This is a genomic window from [Enterobacter] lignolyticus SCF1 (assembly GCF_000164865.1).
Lineage (GTDB): Bacteria > Pseudomonadota > Gammaproteobacteria > Enterobacterales > Enterobacteriaceae > Enterobacter_B > Enterobacter_B lignolyticus.
Map to the genome: position 1 here is coordinate 133403 of NC_014618.1, position 17938 is coordinate 151340.

The 17938-nt window shown below is 57.9% G+C and carries 20 protein-coding genes; 9 read left to right on the top strand and 11 right to left on the bottom strand.

The window, feature by feature from the left end:
• Positions 1–2: 2 nt before the first annotated feature.
• From envC to ENTCL_RS23550, 3 genes are read right to left on the bottom strand one after another with little or no spacing between them, the layout of a single operon-like run.
• On the bottom strand, positions 3–1274 hold the full coding sequence (gene envC, locus ENTCL_RS00655; protein ID WP_013364187.1) for a murein hydrolase activator EnvC: 1272 nt from the start codon (positions 1272–1274) through the stop codon (positions 3–5).
• Between the two features lie 9 nt (positions 1275–1283).
• Positions 1284–2831: a 2,3-bisphosphoglycerate-independent phosphoglycerate mutase gene (gpmM, locus tag ENTCL_RS00660; RefSeq protein ID WP_013364188.1), complete on the bottom strand. Its 1548-nt coding sequence runs from the start codon at positions 2829–2831 to the stop codon at positions 1284–1286.
• Positions 2832–2847: 16 nt separating this feature from the next.
• Positions 2848–3018: a hypothetical protein gene (locus ENTCL_RS23550; protein WP_157865521.1), complete on the bottom strand. Its 171-nt coding sequence runs from the start codon at positions 3016–3018 to the stop codon at positions 2848–2850.
• Positions 3019–3078: 60 nt separating this feature from the next.
• Here ENTCL_RS23550 and ENTCL_RS00665 point away from each other — a divergent pair, with 60 nt between their 5' ends.
• The 5 genes from ENTCL_RS00665 (at position 3079) to cysE (ending at position 6175) form a co-directional block, all read left to right on the top strand.
• Positions 3079–3510 carry a rhodanese-like domain-containing protein gene (locus ENTCL_RS00665; RefSeq protein WP_013364189.1) on the top strand — a complete coding sequence of 144 codons (432 nt, stop codon included), beginning with the start codon at positions 3079–3081 and terminating at the stop codon, positions 3508–3510.
• A 17-nt stretch (positions 3511–3527) separates the two neighbouring features.
• Positions 3528–3779, top strand: a complete 252-nt coding sequence (gene grxC / locus ENTCL_RS00670; protein ID WP_013364190.1) for a glutaredoxin 3 — start codon at positions 3528–3530, stop codon at positions 3777–3779.
• A gap of 21 nt (positions 3780–3800) precedes the next feature.
• Positions 3801–4268, top strand: coding sequence for a protein-export chaperone SecB (gene secB / locus ENTCL_RS00675; RefSeq protein ID WP_013364191.1), 468 nt, complete (start codon positions 3801–3803; stop codon positions 4266–4268).
• A complete protein-coding gene (gene gpsA, locus ENTCL_RS00680) occupies positions 4268–5287 on the top strand; it encodes an NAD(P)H-dependent glycerol-3-phosphate dehydrogenase (RefSeq protein WP_013364192.1) in 1020 nt (339 codons plus the stop codon). The genes secB and gpsA overlap by 1 nt, the downstream gene beginning before the upstream one ends.
• 66 nt (positions 5288–5353) lie before the next feature.
• The gene (gene cysE, locus ENTCL_RS00685; protein ID WP_013364193.1) at positions 5354–6175 is read left to right on the top strand and encodes a serine O-acetyltransferase; all 822 of its coding nucleotides are present in this window, start codon (positions 5354–5356) and stop codon (positions 6173–6175) included.
• On the opposite strand, the gene trmL is transcribed toward cysE, so the two are convergent.
• The 5 genes from trmL to ENTCL_RS00710 form a co-directional block, all read right to left on the bottom strand.
• Positions 6172–6645 (bottom strand): tRNA (uridine(34)/cytosine(34)/5-carboxymethylaminomethyluridine(34)-2'-O)-methyltransferase TrmL, encoded by a 474-nt coding sequence (gene trmL, locus ENTCL_RS00690; protein WP_013364194.1) that lies wholly within the window; start codon positions 6643–6645, stop codon positions 6172–6174. The genes cysE and trmL overlap by 4 nt on opposite strands.
• 43 nt (positions 6646–6688) lie before the next feature.
• Entirely contained in the window at positions 6689–7846 is a 1158-nt protein-coding gene (gene lldD / locus ENTCL_RS00695) for an FMN-dependent L-lactate dehydrogenase LldD (RefSeq protein ID WP_013364195.1), read from the bottom strand.
• Positions 7843–8619: a transcriptional regulator LldR gene (gene lldR, locus ENTCL_RS00700; RefSeq protein ID WP_013364196.1), complete on the bottom strand. Its 777-nt coding sequence runs from the start codon at positions 8617–8619 to the stop codon at positions 7843–7845. The genes lldD and lldR overlap by 4 nt, the downstream gene beginning before the upstream one ends.
• Positions 8616–10271 carry an L-lactate permease gene (lldP, locus tag ENTCL_RS00705; RefSeq protein ID WP_013364197.1) on the bottom strand — a complete coding sequence of 552 codons (1656 nt, stop codon included), beginning with the start codon at positions 10269–10271 and terminating at the stop codon, positions 8616–8618. Before lldP ends, lldR begins: the two co-directional genes overlap by 4 nt.
• A gap of 273 nt (positions 10272–10544) precedes the next feature.
• Positions 10545–10907 carry a YibL family ribosome-associated protein gene (locus ENTCL_RS00710; RefSeq protein WP_013364198.1) on the bottom strand — a complete coding sequence of 121 codons (363 nt, stop codon included), beginning with the start codon at positions 10905–10907 and terminating at the stop codon, positions 10545–10547.
• A 272-nt stretch (positions 10908–11179) separates the two neighbouring features.
• Between ENTCL_RS00710 and ENTCL_RS00715 the strand changes: the two genes are divergently transcribed.
• Positions 11180–11374 carry a hypothetical protein gene (locus ENTCL_RS00715; protein WP_013364199.1) on the top strand — a complete coding sequence of 65 codons (195 nt, stop codon included), beginning with the start codon at positions 11180–11182 and terminating at the stop codon, positions 11372–11374.
• Positions 11375–11396: 22 nt separating this feature from the next.
• On the opposite strand, the gene mtlR is transcribed toward ENTCL_RS00715, so the two are convergent.
• The 3 genes from mtlR to ENTCL_RS00730 form a co-directional block, all read right to left on the bottom strand.
• A complete protein-coding gene (gene mtlR, locus ENTCL_RS00720) occupies positions 11397–11987 on the bottom strand; it encodes a mannitol operon repressor MtlR (RefSeq protein ID WP_125452146.1) in 591 nt (196 codons plus the stop codon).
• Positions 11987–13135, bottom strand: coding sequence for a mannitol-1-phosphate 5-dehydrogenase (mtlD, locus tag ENTCL_RS00725; RefSeq protein ID WP_013364201.1), 1149 nt, complete (start codon positions 13133–13135; stop codon positions 11987–11989). The genes mtlR and mtlD overlap by 1 nt, the downstream gene beginning before the upstream one ends.
• 97 nt (positions 13136–13232) lie before the next feature.
• On the bottom strand, positions 13233–15149 hold the full coding sequence (locus tag ENTCL_RS00730) for a PTS mannitol transporter subunit IICBA (protein WP_013364202.1): 1917 nt from the start codon (positions 15147–15149) through the stop codon (positions 13233–13235).
• A gap of 529 nt (positions 15150–15678) precedes the next feature.
• On the opposite strand from ENTCL_RS00730, the gene ENTCL_RS00735 reads away from it, so the two are divergent.
• The 3 genes from ENTCL_RS00735 to ENTCL_RS00745 all read left to right on the top strand — a co-directional run bounded on the left by ENTCL_RS00735 (position 15679) and on the right by ENTCL_RS00745 (position 17871).
• Positions 15679–16020, top strand: coding sequence for a DUF3302 domain-containing protein (locus ENTCL_RS00735; protein WP_013364203.1), 342 nt, complete (start codon positions 15679–15681; stop codon positions 16018–16020).
• A gap of 23 nt (positions 16021–16043) precedes the next feature.
• The gene (locus tag ENTCL_RS00740) at positions 16044–17180 is read left to right on the top strand and encodes an HlyD family secretion protein (protein WP_013364204.1); all 1137 of its coding nucleotides are present in this window, start codon (positions 16044–16046) and stop codon (positions 17178–17180) included.
• Between the two features lie 82 nt (positions 17181–17262).
• Positions 17263–17871: a glutathione S-transferase gene (locus ENTCL_RS00745; protein WP_013364205.1), complete on the top strand. Its 609-nt coding sequence runs from the start codon at positions 17263–17265 to the stop codon at positions 17869–17871.
• The last annotated feature ends 67 nt before the right edge of the window (positions 17872–17938 follow it).

Sequence of the window (17938 nt, forward strand, 5' to 3'; positions counted from 1 at the left end):
ACTTATCTTCCCAACCACGGTTGTGGATTGACCGCCTGACCCTGGCGGCGAATTTCGAAGTAGAGTGACGGCCGGCCCTGACCGCCGCTGCTGCCCACAAGGGCAATCGGCTGGCCGGCGCGAACCTGCGTACCGACGCTGACCAGGGCGCTCTGGTTGTAGCCGTAAAGGCTCATATCGCCTTTACCATGTTCAACGACCACCACCAGGCCATAGCCCTGAAGCCAGTCGGCGAGGATCACGCGACCATCGGCGATGGCTTTTACCTCGGTGCCTTCTGAGGCGCCGATAACCATCCCCTTCCAACGTAGCTCACCCTGCAGTTGTTCGCCATAGCGATGTAGGGTCGGACCACGTACCGGCCAGAATGCCTGGCCGCGCGGCGCGCCGAGCCCACCGGTGCGCGACATCAGCGAACGTTCGCTTTCGGTGGGCTTGTAGGTGGTGCCCTGGCTGGCGGCTTTCTGCTGGCGATCGCGTACGGCGTCGGCTTCACGCGCTTCCTTCTCAGCGCGCGCTTTGGCCGCCGCTTCCGCCTGGGCGATGCGGTTACGCAGGCGCGATTCGTTGGCGCGCATTTCGCCCAGCTGCTGCTGGCCCTCCTGAATGGAGGATTCTAATCCTGAGAGGGTTTTCTTACGCTCGTTGCGCGCCTGCTCAAGCTTCGCCTGCTGCGCCTGCTGATCGTAAAGCAGGGTTTGTTGCTGGCTCTGCTTCTCTTCCAGCTGCGCTTTTTGCGAGGCGACCTCTTCACGCGTCTGCTTCAGCCCGGCGATGGTCTCCTGGCGCGCCTGGTTTAGGTAGCCGAAATAGGCCTGCAGACGCTGACCGCGCTGGCTCTCTTCGCCGCTGAGAATCAGCTGGATGCCGGTGTGTTCGCCCTGACGGAAGGCGGCGTCAAGCTGTGCCGCCAGGTTGCGCTCCTGCTGCGTTTTCTGCTTTTCCAGTTTGGCGATCGACGCGTTCATATCGGCGATCTGCTTATTGAGCTGGGCGAGGTTGTTCTGGGTTTCCCGCAGCTGGCGGGCGGCGGCGGAAATCGCCTCCTCCTGCGCTTTGAGCTGGGCAAGCAGCGTTGCGCGCTGCTGCTGCTGCTGGCGAACCGCCCGCTCTTTGGCGGCGATATCGGCCTGAATGGATTTCAACTGATCGCGGTCATCCGCGCGGGCGGATGCGGCGCACAGCAATACGCCAGCGCTGAGCGCGCTGGCGTAGCAGATGGATCGGACTGCCGTCGCGATCCATGTATTTGAAAAAATCGCCTTTCCCCTCATGGGGAGGGATTATTTCACGATGAACAGCGGCTTGCCAGTCATCTCTTGCGGGATTTCCATACCCATCAGCGTCAGCATGGTCGGCGCGATGTCGGAAAGCTTGCCGCCTTCGACCGCGGTTACCGCTTTATCGCCAACGTAAATCAGCGGTACCGGCAGGTTGGTGTGCGCGGTGTGCGCCTGGCCGGTGGACGGGTCGCGCATCTGCTCGGCGTTGCCGTGGTCGGCGGTGATCAGCATCTGGCCGCCAACGGCTTCCACCGCTTTGGTCACTTCGGCAATGCAGTGATCCAGCGCTTCTACCGCTTTAATTGCCGCGTCCATCACGCCAGTATGGCCGACCATATCGCCGTTCGGGTAGTTACAGATAATGGCGTCGAACGTGCCGCCCTTGATCGCGGCCACCAGTTTTTCTGTCAGCTCGGCGGAGCTCATTTCCGGCTGCAGGTCGTAGGTCGCGACCTTCGGCGAATTGATGAGAATACGCTCTTCACCGGCAAACGGCTCTTCTACGCCGCCGTTAAAGAAGAAGGTGACGTGGGCGTATTTTTCCGTTTCGGAGATGCGCAGCTGGGTTTTATCGTGTTTGGCCATCCACTCGCCGAAGGTGTTCGCCAGCGATGCCGGCGGGTAAGCGCACGGCGCTTTAATATCGGCGGCGTATTCGGTCAGCATGATGAAATCGCCAAGCTGCACCGTTTTCTTACGGGCAAAACCGTCGAAGTCGGCGTTAACGAACGCGCGGGTGATTTCACGGGCGCGGTCGGCGCGGAAGTTCATGAAAATCAGCGCATCGCCGTCTTGCATGGCGGCATCCGCCTGGCCTTCGGCGCGGATAACGGTCGCTTTCACGAACTCATCGTTTTCGTCGCGGGCATAGGCGGCTTCAAGACCGGCCACGGCGGTAGCGAACTGGAACTCGCCTTTCGCCTGGGTCAGCAGGTCATAAGCGCACTCAACGCGATCCCAGCGGTTGTCGCGGTCCATGGCGTAGTAACGGCCGATGATGGATGCGACGCGGCCTTTGCCCAGCGCGGCGAATTTGTCTTCAAACTTTTGCAGGGAGGATTGCGCGCTGCGCGGCGGCGTGTCGCGGCCGTCCAGGAAAGCGTGCAGATAGATTTTTTCCGCACCGCGTTCGGCGGCCAGTTCGACCATCGCCATGATGTGGTCTTCGTGGCTGTGTACGCCGCCTGCGGAGAGCAGGCCCATAATGTGCACCGCTTTACCGGCGGCAACGGCGTTATCCACCGCGCCGGTCAGTACGGCGTTTTTGAAGAAGGCGCGCTCTTTAATTTCCACATCCAGGCGAGTCAGATCCTGGTACACGATACGACCCGCGCCCAGGTTGACGTGGCCCACTTCGGAGTTACCCATCTGACGGTCCGGCAGACCCACTTCAAGGCCGGATGCGTCAATCAGGGTGTGCGGGCGTTTTGCCCACAGGCTATCCATAACCGGCGTTTTCGCGTTGAAAATCGCGTTATCCTGCTGCTCTTCACGGTAGCCGTAGCCATCCAGAATCACCAGTACCATAGGTTTTTTAGAAACCGACATTGCGACAACCTCATGCTCACGAGATAAAAAATTTGCGTAATTTTACTACAGCTGAATCGATCAAATAGCCACAGAAGATCAAAAAAGGGCGCAGCATCGCGCGAAGTTTGCCCATTTTTGCCCTAAATTTTTCGTTCCAGGCCGCAGAAAATGGATTAGCTTGTGCGCGGCTGGCTGTATTTGCCACAACGCACAGGTATACTCCTTCCCTGGTTTTTAATCACTGAGTCGGGAGTTATACCCCCCCATGCAAGAAATTATGCAATTTGTTGGCCGTCACCCCATACTGAGTATCGCGTGGATCGCGTTACTGGCGGCCGTGCTGTTTACCACCTTTAAAGGGCTGACCTCAAAGGTAAAAGTCATCACCCGCGGCGAAGCGACGCGTCTTATCAACAAAGAAGACGCCATCGTAGTGGATTTACGCCAGCGCGACGACTTCCGTAAGGGCCATATCGCGGGTTCCGTTAACCTGCTACCTAACGAAATCAAAGCAAACAACGTCGGTGAGCTTGAAAAACATAAAGATAAACCCATCATCGTTGTTGATGGTTCCGGTATGCAGGCTCAGGAACCGGCCAGCGCGTTGTCCAAAGCGGGCTTCGTACAAGTGTATGTCCTGAAAGAAGGCATTGCAGGCTGGAGCGGCGAAAACCTGCCACTGGCGCGTGGAAAGTAATTTTCAGAGGTAAAGTCATGGCCAATATTGAGATCTACACCAAAGCAACCTGCCCGTTCTGCCATCGCGCGAAAGCGCTGCTGAACAGCAAAGGCGTCACCTTTCAGGAGCTACCTGTCGACGGCGACGCGGCAAAACGCGAAGAGATGATTCAACGTAGTGGCCGCACGACGGTGCCGCAGATTTTTATTGACGCACAGCACATTGGCGGCTGTGACGACTTGTATGCACTTGATGCGCGTGGTGGACTTGATCCCCTTCTGCGCTAACCCGTTTTCAAGGATAAAAAAATGTCAGAACAAAACAACACTGAAATGACTTTCCAGATTCAGCGTATCTACACCAAGGATGTGTCTTTCGAAGCGCCGAATGCGCCGCACGTTTTCCAGAAAGATTGGCAGCCAGAAGTTAAACTTGATCTTGATACCGCTTCCAGCCAGCTGGCTGATGGCGTTTATGAAGTGGTGCTGCGCGTTACCGTTACCGCCTCCCTGGGCGAAGAAACCGCGTTCCTGTGCGAAGTGCAGCAGGGCGGCATTTTCTCCATCGAAGGCATCGACGGTAACCAGATGGCGCATTGCCTGGGCGCATACTGCCCGAACATTCTGTTCCCGTATGCCCGTGAGTGCATCACCAGCCTGGTTTCCCGCGGCACCTTCCCGCAACTGAACCTTGCGCCGGTGAACTTTGATGCGCTGTTTATGAACTATCTGCAGCAGCAGGCTGGCGAAGGTGCTGAACAACATCAGGATGCCTGATGAACGCACGTAACGCTGCAATGACTGTGATCGGTGCCGGCTCTTACGGCACCGCTCTTGCCATCACCCTGGCAAGAAACGGGCACGATGTCGTGCTCTGGGGCCACGATCCTCGCCATATCTCGACGCTGCAGCATGACCGCTGCAACGCGGCTTTCCTTCCTGACGTTCCCTTTCCCGATACGCTGCACCTGGAAAGCGACCTTGCCGTCGCCCTGGCCGCCAGCCGCGATATCCTCGTGGTGGTGCCAAGCCATGTCTTCGGCGACGTGCTGCGCCAGATTAAACCGCTGATGCGTGCTGACGCCCGGCTGGTATGGGCGACCAAAGGTCTGGAAGCGGAGACCGGACGTTTGCTGCAGGACGTGGCGCGTGAGGCGCTCGGAGATACCATTCCGCTTGCCGTTATTTCCGGACCGACGTTCGCAAAAGAGCTGGCGGCAGGCTTGCCGACGGCGATTTCGCTGGCGTCGACCGATCCGCAGTTCGCCGACGACCTGCAAAAGCTGCTGCACTGCGGCAAGAGCTTTCGCGTCTACAGCAACCCGGATTTCATCGGCGTCCAGCTGGGCGGCGCGGTGAAAAACGTGATTGCGATTGGCGCCGGGATGTCCGACGGCATCGGTTTTGGCGCCAACGCCCGTACGGCGTTGATTACCCGCGGCCTGGCGGAAATGTCCCGTCTTGGCGCGGCGCTGGGCGCCGATCCGGCCACCTTTATGGGGATGGCCGGGCTGGGCGACCTGGTGCTCACCTGTACCGACAACCAGTCGCGTAACCGCCGCTTTGGCATGATGCTCGGTCAGGGCATGGACGTGCAGGGCGCGCAGGATAAGATTGGCCAGGTGGTGGAAGGCTACCGCAATACCAAGGAAGTTCGCGCATTGGCCCACCGTTTCGGGGTGGAAATGCCAATAACCGAGGAAATTTATCAGGTATTGTATTGCGGAAAAAACGCGCGCGAGGCAGCATTGACCTTACTGGGTCGTGCTCGCAAGGACGAGCGTAGCCACCATTAGTTTGTCACCTGAACAACCCGGCCAGCGCAGAACTGGCCGGTTGTAACATATTGTCTGGAGCAAGCCATGCCGTGTGAAGAACTGGAAATTGTCTGGAACAACATCAAAGCCGAAGCCCGTCAGCTTGCCGATTGCGAGCCGATGCTCGCCAGTTTCTACCACGCGACGCTCCTCAAGCACGAAAACCTCGGCAGCGCGTTGAGCTATATGCTGGCCAATAAGCTGGCCTCCTCGATCATGCCGGCGATCGCCATTCGTGAAGTGGTAGAAGAGGCCTACGCCGCCGATCCGGAGATGATCGCCTCCGCCGCCTGCGATATTCAGGCCGTGCGCACCCGCGACCCGGCGGTGGATAAATACTCCACGCCGCTGCTCTACCTGAAAGGTTTTCATGCGCTGCAGGCCTACCGCATCGGGCACTGGCTGTGGAATCAGGGGCGCCGCGCGCTGGCGATTTTCCTGCAAAATCAGGTCTCGGTGACCTTCCAGGTCGACATTCATCCGGCGGCGAAAATTGGCCGCGGCATCATGCTCGACCACGCCACCGGCATTGTGGTGGGGGAAACGGCGGTGATTGAGAACGATGTGTCGATTCTGCAGTCGGTGACGCTCGGCGGTACCGGCAAAACCAGCGGCGATCGCCACCCGAAAATTCGTGAAGGGGTGATGATTGGCGCGGGCGCGAAAATCCTCGGCAATATCGAAGTCGGCCGCGGCGCGAAGATCGGCGCCGGTTCCGTGGTGCTACAGCCCGTTCCGCCGCATACCACTGCCGCAGGCGTTCCGGCGCGTATCGTCGGCAAGCCTGACAGCGATAAGCCGGCCATGGATATGGATCAGCACTTTAACGGTATTCACCATACCTTTGAGTACGGCGACGGTATTTAGCTTCTCAACACGGCGCCTGCATAGCCCAGCTGGCGCCACGCCTCATAGACCACTACCGATACCGCGTTAGACAGGTTCATACTGCGGCTGTCCGGCATCATCGGAATACGAATTTTTTGCTCAGCGGGCAGGGCGTCAAGAATGCTCGCCGGCAGGCCGCGTGTTTCCGGACCAAACATCAGATAGTCCCCGTCCCGATAGCTCACGGCGCTGTGGGCGGGCGTGCCTTTGGTGGTCAGGGCAAACAGACGCTGCGGCTTTTCCGCGTCGGCAAAAGCCGCATAGTCGTGATGGCGCACCACGGCCGTAAATTCGTGATAGTCCAGCCCGGCGCGGCGCAGGCGCTTATCGTCCCACGTAAAGCCCATCGGCTCGATGATGTGCAGACGAAACCCGGTGTTGGCGCACAGGCGGATAATGTTGCCGGTGTTGGGTGGGATCTCTGGTTCGAATAAAACGATGTTAAGCATGCTGCCCCCTTAATTGCGGGGGCAGGATAGCAGAATTTGCCGATTACCGCGCTGCGAGTCGGTTTAACTCCTGCACCAGCGAATCCTGGCTGATTTCCCCGATAGACTTCGCGCCGGTCAGCGTCATCGCCACTTTCATCTCTTTTTCAATCAGATTGAGCAGGTTGGCCACGCCCTGGCGGCCATGGGTGGCGAGGGCGTACAGGTACGCGCGGCCGAGCAGCACGCTGTCGGCGCCAAGGGCAATCATCCGCACGACGTCGAGACCGTTGCGAATGCCGCTGTCGGCGAGGATGGCGATATCGCCTTTCACCGCATCGGCTATGGCCGGGAGCGCGCGGGCGGATGAGAGCACACCGTCAAGCTGGCGGCCGCCGTGGTTGGACACGACGATGCCGTCCGCGCCAAAGCGCACCGCATCCCGGGCGTCCTCCGGGTCGAGGAGCCCTTTGATCACCATCGGGCCGTCCCAGAACTCGCGGATCCACTCCAGGTCCTTCCATGATATCGACGGATCGAAGTTGTTCGCCAGCCAGCCGATGTAATCTTCAAGGCCGGTCGGTTTGCCCAGATAGGTTGAAATGTTCCCCAGGTCGTGCGGACGACCGTTCAGGCCGACGTCCCATGCCCACTGCGGGTGGGTGACGGCCTGCCAGTAGCGGCGCATCGCCGCGTTCGGGCCGCTCATCCCGGAGTGTGCGTCGCGGTAGCGGGCGCCGGGCGTTGGCATATCAACGGTGAATACCAGCGTGGAGCAGCCCGCCGCTTTGGCGCGCTCCAGCGCGTTGCGCATAAAGCCGCGATCGCGCAGCACGTAGAGCTGGAACCACATCGGGCGCCTGAGGGTGGGCGCGACCTCTTCAATCGGGCAGACCGACACCGTCGAGAGGGTGAAAGGGATGCCTTTTTCATCGGCGGCGCCAGCGGCCTGCACCTCGCCGCGACGGGCGTACATGCCGCAGAGCCCGACGGGTGCCAGCGCCACCGGCATGGAGAGTTGCTCGTTAAACAGCGTGGTTTCCAGGCTCAGGTTGGCCATGTTTTTCAGCACCCGCTGGCGCAGCGCAACCTGCGACAGGTCCTCAACGTTGCGGCGCAGGGTGTGCTCTGCATAGGCGCCGCCGTCGATGTAATGAAACAGGAACGGCGGCAGAATACGCTGCGCCGCCGCCCGATAGTCGCTTGCTGCTGAAATAATCATGCTTTGGTCTCCCTGGAAAAGTCGCTGAGGTCGCCGGGCAGGCGGGTGATACGCGCCTGGCGGGCTCGCTCTTCATCAAAATGTTTAATGGTGGTGTGGACGAAGCCAAGGTGCGCCATCATCGCCTGACGGGCGCCTTCGGCATCGCCGGACTGAATGGCGTTGAGAATGGCCTGATGCTGCTCGGTCAGTTTTTCAAAAACCGGCGGCACGAGGTACATCCGCTGGCGGCTCTGCTTTACAGAGGACTGCAGCAGGTCGAAAAAGCCGCGCATGGTCTGCAGCAGCACCACGTTGTGCGACGCTTCGGCAATCGCGAGGTGGAAGCGAACGTCGGCCTGGGAGGCGAGATCCGGGTCTTCGCTTTGGGTGGCTTCAAAGCACAGGCGGATTTTCTCTTTATCCGCTTCGGTGGCGCGCAGTGCGGCGTGCCAGGCGGTACTGGCCTCGATGGCGTGGCGGGCTTCCAGAATATCGAAGCTGTAGTCCGGGTCGTCGGCGAGCAGGCTTTTTAACGGCTGCACGATATTTTGTTCCGACCACGGCTCGTGCTGCCAGCGCACGAAGGTGCCGCCGCCGCGGCGGCTCACCAGCAGTCCTTCGCTCACCAGCTTCGCCAGCGCCTCCCGCAGCGAGTTGCGGGAAACGCCGAGCAGAGCGGCCAGCTGGCGTTCGGCGGGTAAACGCATACCCGCCTCCAGCTGTTGTTCTTCAATCAGCGCCCGCACACGATCTGCAACATCGTCCGCCAGACGCCGGGGCATCACTATCATGGGATCATCCAGGTTAAGACATAGGCCTGAAGCGTGGTGATAGCGCCCACCATGCAGGTGAAAATCAGGCTGTGTTTGACGGTAAAGCGGAACAGATCCGACTCTTTACCCACCAGTCCAACCGCCGCGCAGGCGATGGCGATGGACTGCGGGGAGATCATTTTGCCGGTTACGCCGCCGGTGGTGTTTGCCGCCACCATCAGCACGTCCGAGACGCCAATCTGCTGGGCGGCGGTGGCCTGCAGCGCGGCGAACAGGGCGTTTGACGAGGTATCGGAGCCGGTCAGGAATACGCCGAGCCAGCCAAGGAACGGCGAGAAGAACGTGAATGCGTGGCCGGTGTGCGCCAGCGCCAGCGCGAGGGTTGACGACAGACCGGAATAGTTAGAAATAAAGGCGAACGCCAGCACCATGCCGATGGAGTAGATGGGCAGCGCCAGGTCCTTCAGCGTATGGCCAAAGGTGATGACGGCCTCTTTCGGCTTCATGCGCAGCCAGACTACCGACAGGATCGCGGCGAACAGAATGGCCGTGCCGGTGGCGGAAAACCAGTCGAGCTTATACACCGCCGCGTACGGCGTGGCGGCGTGCACCACCGGCGGCATACGGGCGACCATTTTGTCGAGGAACGGCACCGAGATGTTAATCACCATGTCGTACAGCGCGCCGCCCGGCGCGAACAGCGCTTTAAACGGCGGAATGCTCCACAGCGTGACGGTGGCGGTGAGGAACAGGAACGGCGACCACGCGCGGATGACCTGACCTGCGGTATAGCCTGTGCGCGCCAGCGTCTGATCGACCTGCGAGGCGCCCATATCGGCAAAGCGGAAGATACGAACCGGCTGCCAGCGTTTGAGGAACAGCGTCAGACACACCAGCGAGACCAGCGAGGAGATGATATCCGGCAGCTCCGGGCCGATAAAGTTAGAGCTCAGGTACTGGGCTATCGCAAAGGAGCCGCCGGCGACCATGACCGCGGGCCAGGTCTCCTTCACGCCGCGCCAGCCGTCCATAATCGCCATGATCCAGAACAGCACGATAATGGTCAGGAACGGCAGCTGGCGGCCGACCATCTGGCCGATTTCAAAGCTGTTCAGACCGGTCACCTGGCCCGCCACGAGAATAGGAATGCCCATCGCGCCAAAGGCGACCGGCGCGGTGTTGACGATAAGGCACAGGCCCGCCGCGTACAGCGGGTTAAAGCCGAGACCGACCAGCAGGGCGGCGGTGATGGCGACCGGCGCGCCGAAGCCTGCCGCGCCTTCCAGAAAGGCGCCAAAAGAGAAGCCCACAATCAGCATCTGCAGGCGCTGGTCCGGCGTGATGGAGAGAATCGACGAGCGAATGATGTCGAACTGCCCGGTCTTCACCGAGATTTTATAGACGAAGACGGCGGCGATAATAATCCAGGCGATCGGCCACAGTCCGTAGAAAAAGCCGTACACGACGGAGGCCAGCGCGCGATCGACCGGCATCTTATAGAAAAGCAGCGCGACCAGCAGCGCAATCGCGACGGTATAGCTGGCGGCCAGATAGCCTTTCAGCTTCAGCTTAATCAGGGCGAAGAAGAAGAACAGGATCGGCAGCGCCGCAATCAGGCTGGACAGCCAGATATTTCCCGCCGGGTCGTAGTTTTGTTGCCAGAGATTCATGCAGGTCTCCTGAGGACCACATAGCGGTAGCGCGACGGGTCTGCGCCCGGTTTTGCATCACACGTTATGTAAAAGTGGTCCTGCCAATATTGTGTTGTAGGGGTAATGACAATGAATGGTTAATCATATGTTGCCGTCAAGCAATGCATATGTTGCGGTGATTTTTATATCTGTGAACTACGGGACACAACGGCAGGGAATTGGTAGGGCCAATTGGCGTAACGGGAGTAAATGCCCCCTCCCGGGCGGGAGAGGGTCAGGGTAAAGCTGGGGTCAGAATTCGCTTTTTGCAAATCCCGTCATCTCTTTGAGCTCCATTTCGCGGCCCAGCGCGGTCATCGGGTGAACGACGACCAGCCCGCGCACGCTTTTTTTCAGCTTGCCCATATCGGCCTGCTCTTTTTTAGTGATGGCGCGTTTAAACGGCATGCTCATCAGCTTTTGCGCTTCTTTGCTCAGCTTCTGGCTCTGTACGCCGCGCAGTCGGCCAATCTCTTCTTCAAGGGTGGCTTTTTCTTTCTCGAGCTCGGCGTATTTCTCTGCGGATTCAACCAGAGACAGTTCCGCCTGCTGGTGGCGGATGGCGTCGAGACGGTCGCTCAGACGTTTAATTTCGTTCTTTTCAACTTCTTTCATGGTCAATGGCTTTTAATAGTAAAAGAGTATCGATAGCGTACAGTATGCGCGCTGAGCGTGATTACTGATAGTTAATTATCAGGATCCGATGGCTTTCACCGTGTTTTTATTCGCAGGATGTTTTTATAATTTATTGAATGTGCTGATAATTATTGAAAATGTCTTTTCTGTCTCGTTTTTACAAAGTTGTCGGCGAAAAAGGCACATTTTCCCCAACCGTTCTCGGTAGGTTTGACCAGACTTAACGCAACTATCTGGACGGAGGCAACGTTATGGCAAAAATGGGCGAGAACGTTCCACGCATCATCGACAAAGCGGTGGATTTTATGGCGTCGAGTCAGGCATTTATGGAGTACCTGAAAAAATCGCCGCGCTCCAATCGTATTCCTGCGGAAATTCCCGACGAGAAAGCGGCGCTGTTTCTGGAGCGGCTGGATTACTATCGCGCGCTGTACAAACCGGCGTGAAAACAGGAAGAAAACCAGGCGGTTATTTCTGAAAGGCTTTTTTCAAGCTGATTCGGGAAATCAGCTCGGTCAGGGATAACACCATCGTCGAGCGAACAACCTGCTGGTAGCGCTGCTGCTGCATGGCGTACAGTTCGATGTCGCTGGTGTCGAAGGCGGGCATCGGCGGCAGAGCCACGACGCAGTGCAGTTCTCCCAGCGGGCCGAGAATTTCATCGTCCGTGAACGCATACTCGTTGCCGTCATGGTTCAGCTCTTCGCGCAGCGCCATCAGCAGTTCCGCATCTTCATATTCGGCGCGGCTGATAACGCCGAGGCCGTAGATAAGCTTCAGCCGCACGGAAAGATCGCCCAGCGGTCCGTCGCCGTCCAGCAACGGTTCCACGGCGTATTTCACCGCATAGTCGTCTTTGCGGAAGACCTGAAGCACCATCATATTCACCGCCTCGGTAAGGAGCTCGACGGCGGCGATAAGAAAGCTTCGTACGGTTTTGCCAGCATTCAGACGCTCAAGCACACGGTTTTCAAAGGCCTGTGTTTCTTCCATTATTGCCTGCATATCTGACAATCTGTTGTTCAGGTGCTGCTGCACGAGCAGCACCGGGTCCTGCATCATGCGTGTGTGTTGTAGGCCGCAACCGCTTCTGCGACCACCTCGCCGTTGGCATCGAGTCCGGAAACCTGTGCCAGCGCGGCCTGTGGGCCTTTCTCGTTAATCAGCTGCGCCAGCTCCAGCGCCTGCGGATCCTGCTCGCTGCGGTAGTGCATCGCGGCGGCAATCCCTTTTACCAGGCTGGCGTGCGGCAGGCCGTACTCCAGCGTGCCGAGCAGCGGCTTAATCAGGCGATCGCCCGCGCTTAATTTACGCAGCGGCTGGCGGCCTACGCGCTCAACATCGTCTTTCAGATACGGGTTCTCAAAACGACCAAGGATTTTCTGGATGTAGGCGGCATGTTTCTGCGCATCAAAGCCATAACGCTTGATAAGCACCGCGCCGCTTTCCTCCATCGCCCCTTTTACCACTGCGCGAATTTTCTCGTCGAGAATCGCGTCACGGATAGTCTGATGGCCGGCTAATTTTCCGAGGTACGCGGTTATAGCATGCCCGGTGTTCAGCGTGAAGAGCTTACGTTCGACAAATGCCATCAGGTTATCAGTTAATTCCATTCCCGGAATGGTCGGCAGAACGCCCTTAAACTGGGTTTTATCCACGATCCACTCGCTAAAGGTTTCTACCGTTACCTCCAGCGGGTCGTTGGTGGCGGACTCGGACGGCGGAACGATGCGGTCGACCGCGGAATCGACAAAGCCGACGTGCTGCTCAACCCAGGCTTTGTCTTCGTCCGCCAGCGCGTTCATCACGTGGCCTTTCAGCTGGGTGGTGCCGCGCACCATATTTTCGCAGGCGATAATGTTCAGCGGGGTGCTCAGGCCGGAAGCTTTGCGTTTTACCAGGCCTTTGGCGATAGCCGGGGCAATGCGCTCGAGCACCACCGGGCCGACGGCGGTGGTCACCAGGTCCACCTGGGCAATCAGGTCAACCACATCGTCGCCGATGCTGCTCACGGCGTTGACGCCGGAAACGGTTTCCACCTGCTCGTTTTCACCTACCACGTGCACCTGATAGCTATGACGGGCATTCAGGGCATCGAGCACCACCTGATTCACATCGGCGAACGTCAGTGCGATCCCCGCGTCGGCCAGCAGTTTGCCGATGAAGCCACGACCGATGTTACCTGCGCCAAAATGTAATGCTTTCATAGTATTAACCTTCATTAATGTTTTTACCCGAGAGGGCTGGGGTGAGGCTTTTCCCTCACCCAAACCCTCTCCTTTGCAGGAGAGGGAGGGTGCTGCGTTATTTGGTGCCTGCAATCAGCGCCAGCACTTCATCAACGCTGGTAGTGGTCGCCAGACGCTCAATGACGGATTCGTCATCCAGCGCGTTGGTCAGGCTGGTGATCACCTGGATGTGCTCGTTATTGCGTGCGGCAATACCAATCACCAGGCGGGCGATGTCGTCTTCCTCTTCGCCGAAGCGCACGCCGTTCGGATACTGGCAGAACACGACGCCGGTTTTCAGCACGCGATCCTTCGCTTCGACGGTGCCGTGCGGTACCGCGATGGACTCGCCCAGGTAGGTCGGGGTCAGCTTTTCGCGTTCCAGCATGGCGTCGACATATTCCGGCTCAACGTAGCCGCCTTTGACCAGCTGCTCGCCCGCGAAGCGGATAGCCTCTTCTTTGGTGGCGGCATGACGGCCGAGGAAGATGTTTTCCGCGCCCAGCTTGAACAGATGGCTGTTATCGGCGTCGAAGCTGTCTTTCAGGCTATCGCGCACCTTTTCTTCGTTATCGACATGGCGCTGTGCCGCGACCAGACGCTCGGTCAGGCTGGTGTACAGGCCGCTGTCGAGGAAGTTGGTCAGCGAAATATGCTGCGCCTGCGGAACCTGGCGCATAGCGCGTTCGGTCAGGTCGCGGTGCGTAATGACCAGGTCAACGTCCGGCGGCAGGCTGTTGATCGCGCTGTTGGTAACCGAGATGTGGCTCAGGCCCGCATCCTGGACTTTCTTACGCAGCACGCCTGCGCCCATGGCGCTGGAGCCCATACCGGCATCGCAAGCGACGATGATTTTACGCACGTGGCTCAGATCGTTGGTCACATCGCCTGCGCTCAGCGCGCTTGCTGCGCCTTTGGATTCGGCCTTCATGTCGTGCATACGACGGGTTGCCGTTTCAATGTCGTCGTCTTCTTTCACTTTGCTGGTTTTCAGCAGGATAGAGGAGACGATGAAGGAGACCGCCATCGCAGCGAAAATCGCCGTTACGTTCGCGAAGTAGGCGCCTTTCGGCGTCATTGCCAGCACTGCCAGGATAGAACCCGGAGAAGCCGGAGAAACCAGACCGCCGTTGAGAATCGTCAGGGTGAATACGCCGGTCATACCGCCGAGGATAACGGCCAGGATCAGACGCGGGTTCATCAGCACGTACGGGAAGTAAATCTCGTGGATACCGCCCAGGAAGTGGATGATTGCCGCACCGCCTGCAGACTGTTTGGCGCTACCGCGGCCAAAGAACATGTAGGCCAGCAGGACGCCCATACCCGGACCCGGGTTGGCTTCAATCAGGAAGAAGATGGATTTGCCCATCTCATGGGACTGCTGAATGCCCAGCGGCGAGAAGATACCGTGGTTGATGGCGTTGTTGAGGAACAGGATTTTCGCCGGTTCAACAAAGATAGACGCCAGCGGCAGCATGTCATGCGCCACCATGAAGTTAACGCCTGCCGCCAGAATTTTGGACAGAACTTCAACTGACGGACCAATACCGAGGAACGCCAGAATCGCCAGGATCATACCGATGATACCGGCGGAGAAGTTGTTCACCAGCATTTCAAAGCCGGATCTGATCTTACCGTCAACCCAGGCATCGAAATGTTTGATCGCCCAGCCGCCCAGCGGACCTGCGATCATGGCGCCCAGGAACATCGGCATATCGGCACCGACGATGACGCCCATGGTGGTAATGGCGCCCACGACGCCGCCGCGATCGCCGCCAACCAGACGACCACCGGTGAAACCGATAAGCAGCGGCAGCAGATAGGTGATCATCGGGCCGACCAGTTTCGCCAGCGTTTCGTTTGGCAACCACCCTGTCGGAATGAATAAGGCGGTGATAATACCCCACGCGATGAACGCGCCGATATTTGGCATCACCATATTGCTGAGGAATCGACCAAAGCTCTGCACTTTGATCTTGATATCGGATGACATAAAAACACCCCTTCTTATGTTTGCTGTCGCGCAGGCCAGAAGCCCGAGGTTTGTTGTTAATATAGCGGCAGAGGTAGCCGGACCTTGTTGATGATGCGAAATCTGGCACTGAATCGTTCAACTGTCCAGTTAGTGCTCTTTTGTGTGATTGTCATCACGCTATTGTGGGGGTGGCCGTCTAATTTGTAGTGATCTTCATCACAAAATGGCCGTGTAGAAAAAATACACTTGTGCAAAAAACACCCTAAATTGATTTTTGATGTGACATTGATCATGTTTTTGTGGTGTGCTTTTTTTCTTGGTGTGTGATTAACATCACATACTATTTTTCGCTGCGCCTCGCCGACTGTGATCGGGCTCAAGATTGTTCGCCGCACCGGATAAGCGTTGAAAGTTCGCTACATTTCACTGAAAAAGACCTTGCGGGGTAAATGGCGAGAAAACGTCCGCTGGCTTATGCTTACTCTGAACCGGGCTCAAAGGCGTGTTCACGGCACTTTCCTGAACTTATAGCGTAGAAGAGGCAGCTATGTTTCTTAATTACTTTGCGCTGGGTGTTCTTATATTTGTTTTTCTGGTGATATTTTATGGGATTATTATTCTCCATGATATTCCCTATCTTATTGCTAAATCTCGCAACCACCCCCATGCCGACGCAATCCACGTTGCAGGATGGGTGAGCTTATTTACGCTGCATGTCATTTGGCCATTTCTCTGGATTTGGGCCACGCTTTACCGCCCGGAACGGGGCTGGGGAATGCAGCACTCACCACAATCAGAGCAGTCGCAAGAACCTCAAGCGCCACAGGATGAAACGCTGGCAGAGCTGAGACAGCGCATCGAAGCGCTTGAGCAAAAACTTAATTCATAACCTTTTCTTGTGAGTACACCACTATGGATCTGCTCATTATTCTGACCTATGTCGCGCTGGCGTGGTCAATATTTAAGATCTTCAAAATTCCCGTTAATAAATGGACGGTGCCCACCGCGGCGTTGGGCGGCGTATTTCTGGTCGGCGCCCTGATTCTGTTTATGAACTACAACCACCCTTACACGTTCCTCGCCCAGAAGGCGGTGATTTCTATTCCCATCACGCCGCAGGTTACCGGAGTCGTCAGTGAAGTTACCGATAAACAAAATACGATGATTCGCAAGGGCGAAGTGTTATTTAAAATCGATCCGGCGCGTTACCAGTCGCGAGTGGACAGGCTGCAGGCGGATCTGGTGACCGCTATCCATAACATCGAAGCCATGAAGGGACAGCTGGCCGAAGCGATTGCCGATACCGAGCGGGTTTCCGCCGAGCGCGATCGTCTGTTTAAGGACTATCAGCGCTACCTGCAGGGCAGCCGGGCGAAGGTGAACCCGTTCTCACAAAGCGATATCGATAACGCCCGTCAGAACTTTCTGGCGCAGGATGCGATGGTGAAAGCGTCGCTGGCAAACCAGGCGCAAATTAAGAGCCAACTGGAAAGTATGCAGAACGGGGAGCAGTCGCAAATCGTCAGCCTGCGCGCCCAGCTTCGGGAAGCGCAGTATAACCTCGATCAGACAACGATTCGCGCGCCGAGCGATGGTTACGTCACTCAGGTGCTGATTCGCCCCGGCACCTACGCCGCCGCGCTGCCGCTGCGCCCGGTGATGGTGTTTATTCCTGAGCAGAAAAGGCAGATTATCGCTCAGTTCCGGCAAAATTCGCTGCTGCGCCTGAAGCCGGGCGACGAGGCTGAAGCGGTGTTTAACGCGCTGCCAGGCCAGGTGTTTACCGGCAAACTGGATAAGATACTGCCGGTGGTGCCAGGCGGCTCGTACCAGGCGCAGGGGACGCTGCAGTCGCTGACGGTGACGCCGGGTACCGACGGCGTGCTGGCGGTGATTGATTTGGACCCCAATGTGGACGTGGACGCGTTGCCGGACGGCATCTACGCGCAGGTCGCGGTCTATTCCGAACATTTCCATCATTTATCGGTTATGCGCAAAGTGCTGTTGCGAATGACGAGCTGGATGCATTATCTCTACCTTGACCACTAAATAGACGCCCACGGCGAAGGGACCTGCGAACTTCGCCGTGTTGCATCATACTTAGCGTTTTGTTGGCGAAAAGGACCAGATAATGAAACTGATCGGCAGCTACACCAGCCCTTTTGTTCGTAAGATTTCCGTACTCCTGCTTGAGAAGGGTATCCCCTTCGAATTTATCAACGAACTGCCCTACAACGCTGAGAACGGCGTTGCCCGCTATAACCCTCTGGGGAAGGTCCCGGCGCTGGTGACCGATGACGGCGAGTGCTGGTTCGACTCGCCGATTATCGCCCAGTACATTGAGCTGCTGAATATCACGCCGGCGATGGTGCCGCGCGAGCCGAAAGCCGCCCTGCATATCCGCCAGTTGGAATCCCTCGCTGACGGCATTATGGACGCGGGGCTGACGATTGTCCGCGAACTGGCGCGGCCAGCGGCGCAGCAGTCAGAAACAGAGCTGCTGCGCCAGCGCGAGAAAATCACCCGCAGCCTGGATGCGCTGGAGGGGTATGCCGCTGACGGGACGCTGAAGGCCGACGAGACGAACCTGGCGACCATCGCCGTGGCGTGCGCCATCGGCTATCTTAACTTCCGCCACGTCTCCCCGGGCTGGTGCGCCGCTCGCCCGCATCTGGTGAAGCTCGTCGATACCTTATTCCAGCGCGACAGCTTTGCCCGCACAGAACCGCCAAAGGCGTAATGCGATCAATGTCCGCCTGAGCAAAGTCGCAGTACAATCACCGCATGTCGACACCCCTCTCCCGTCG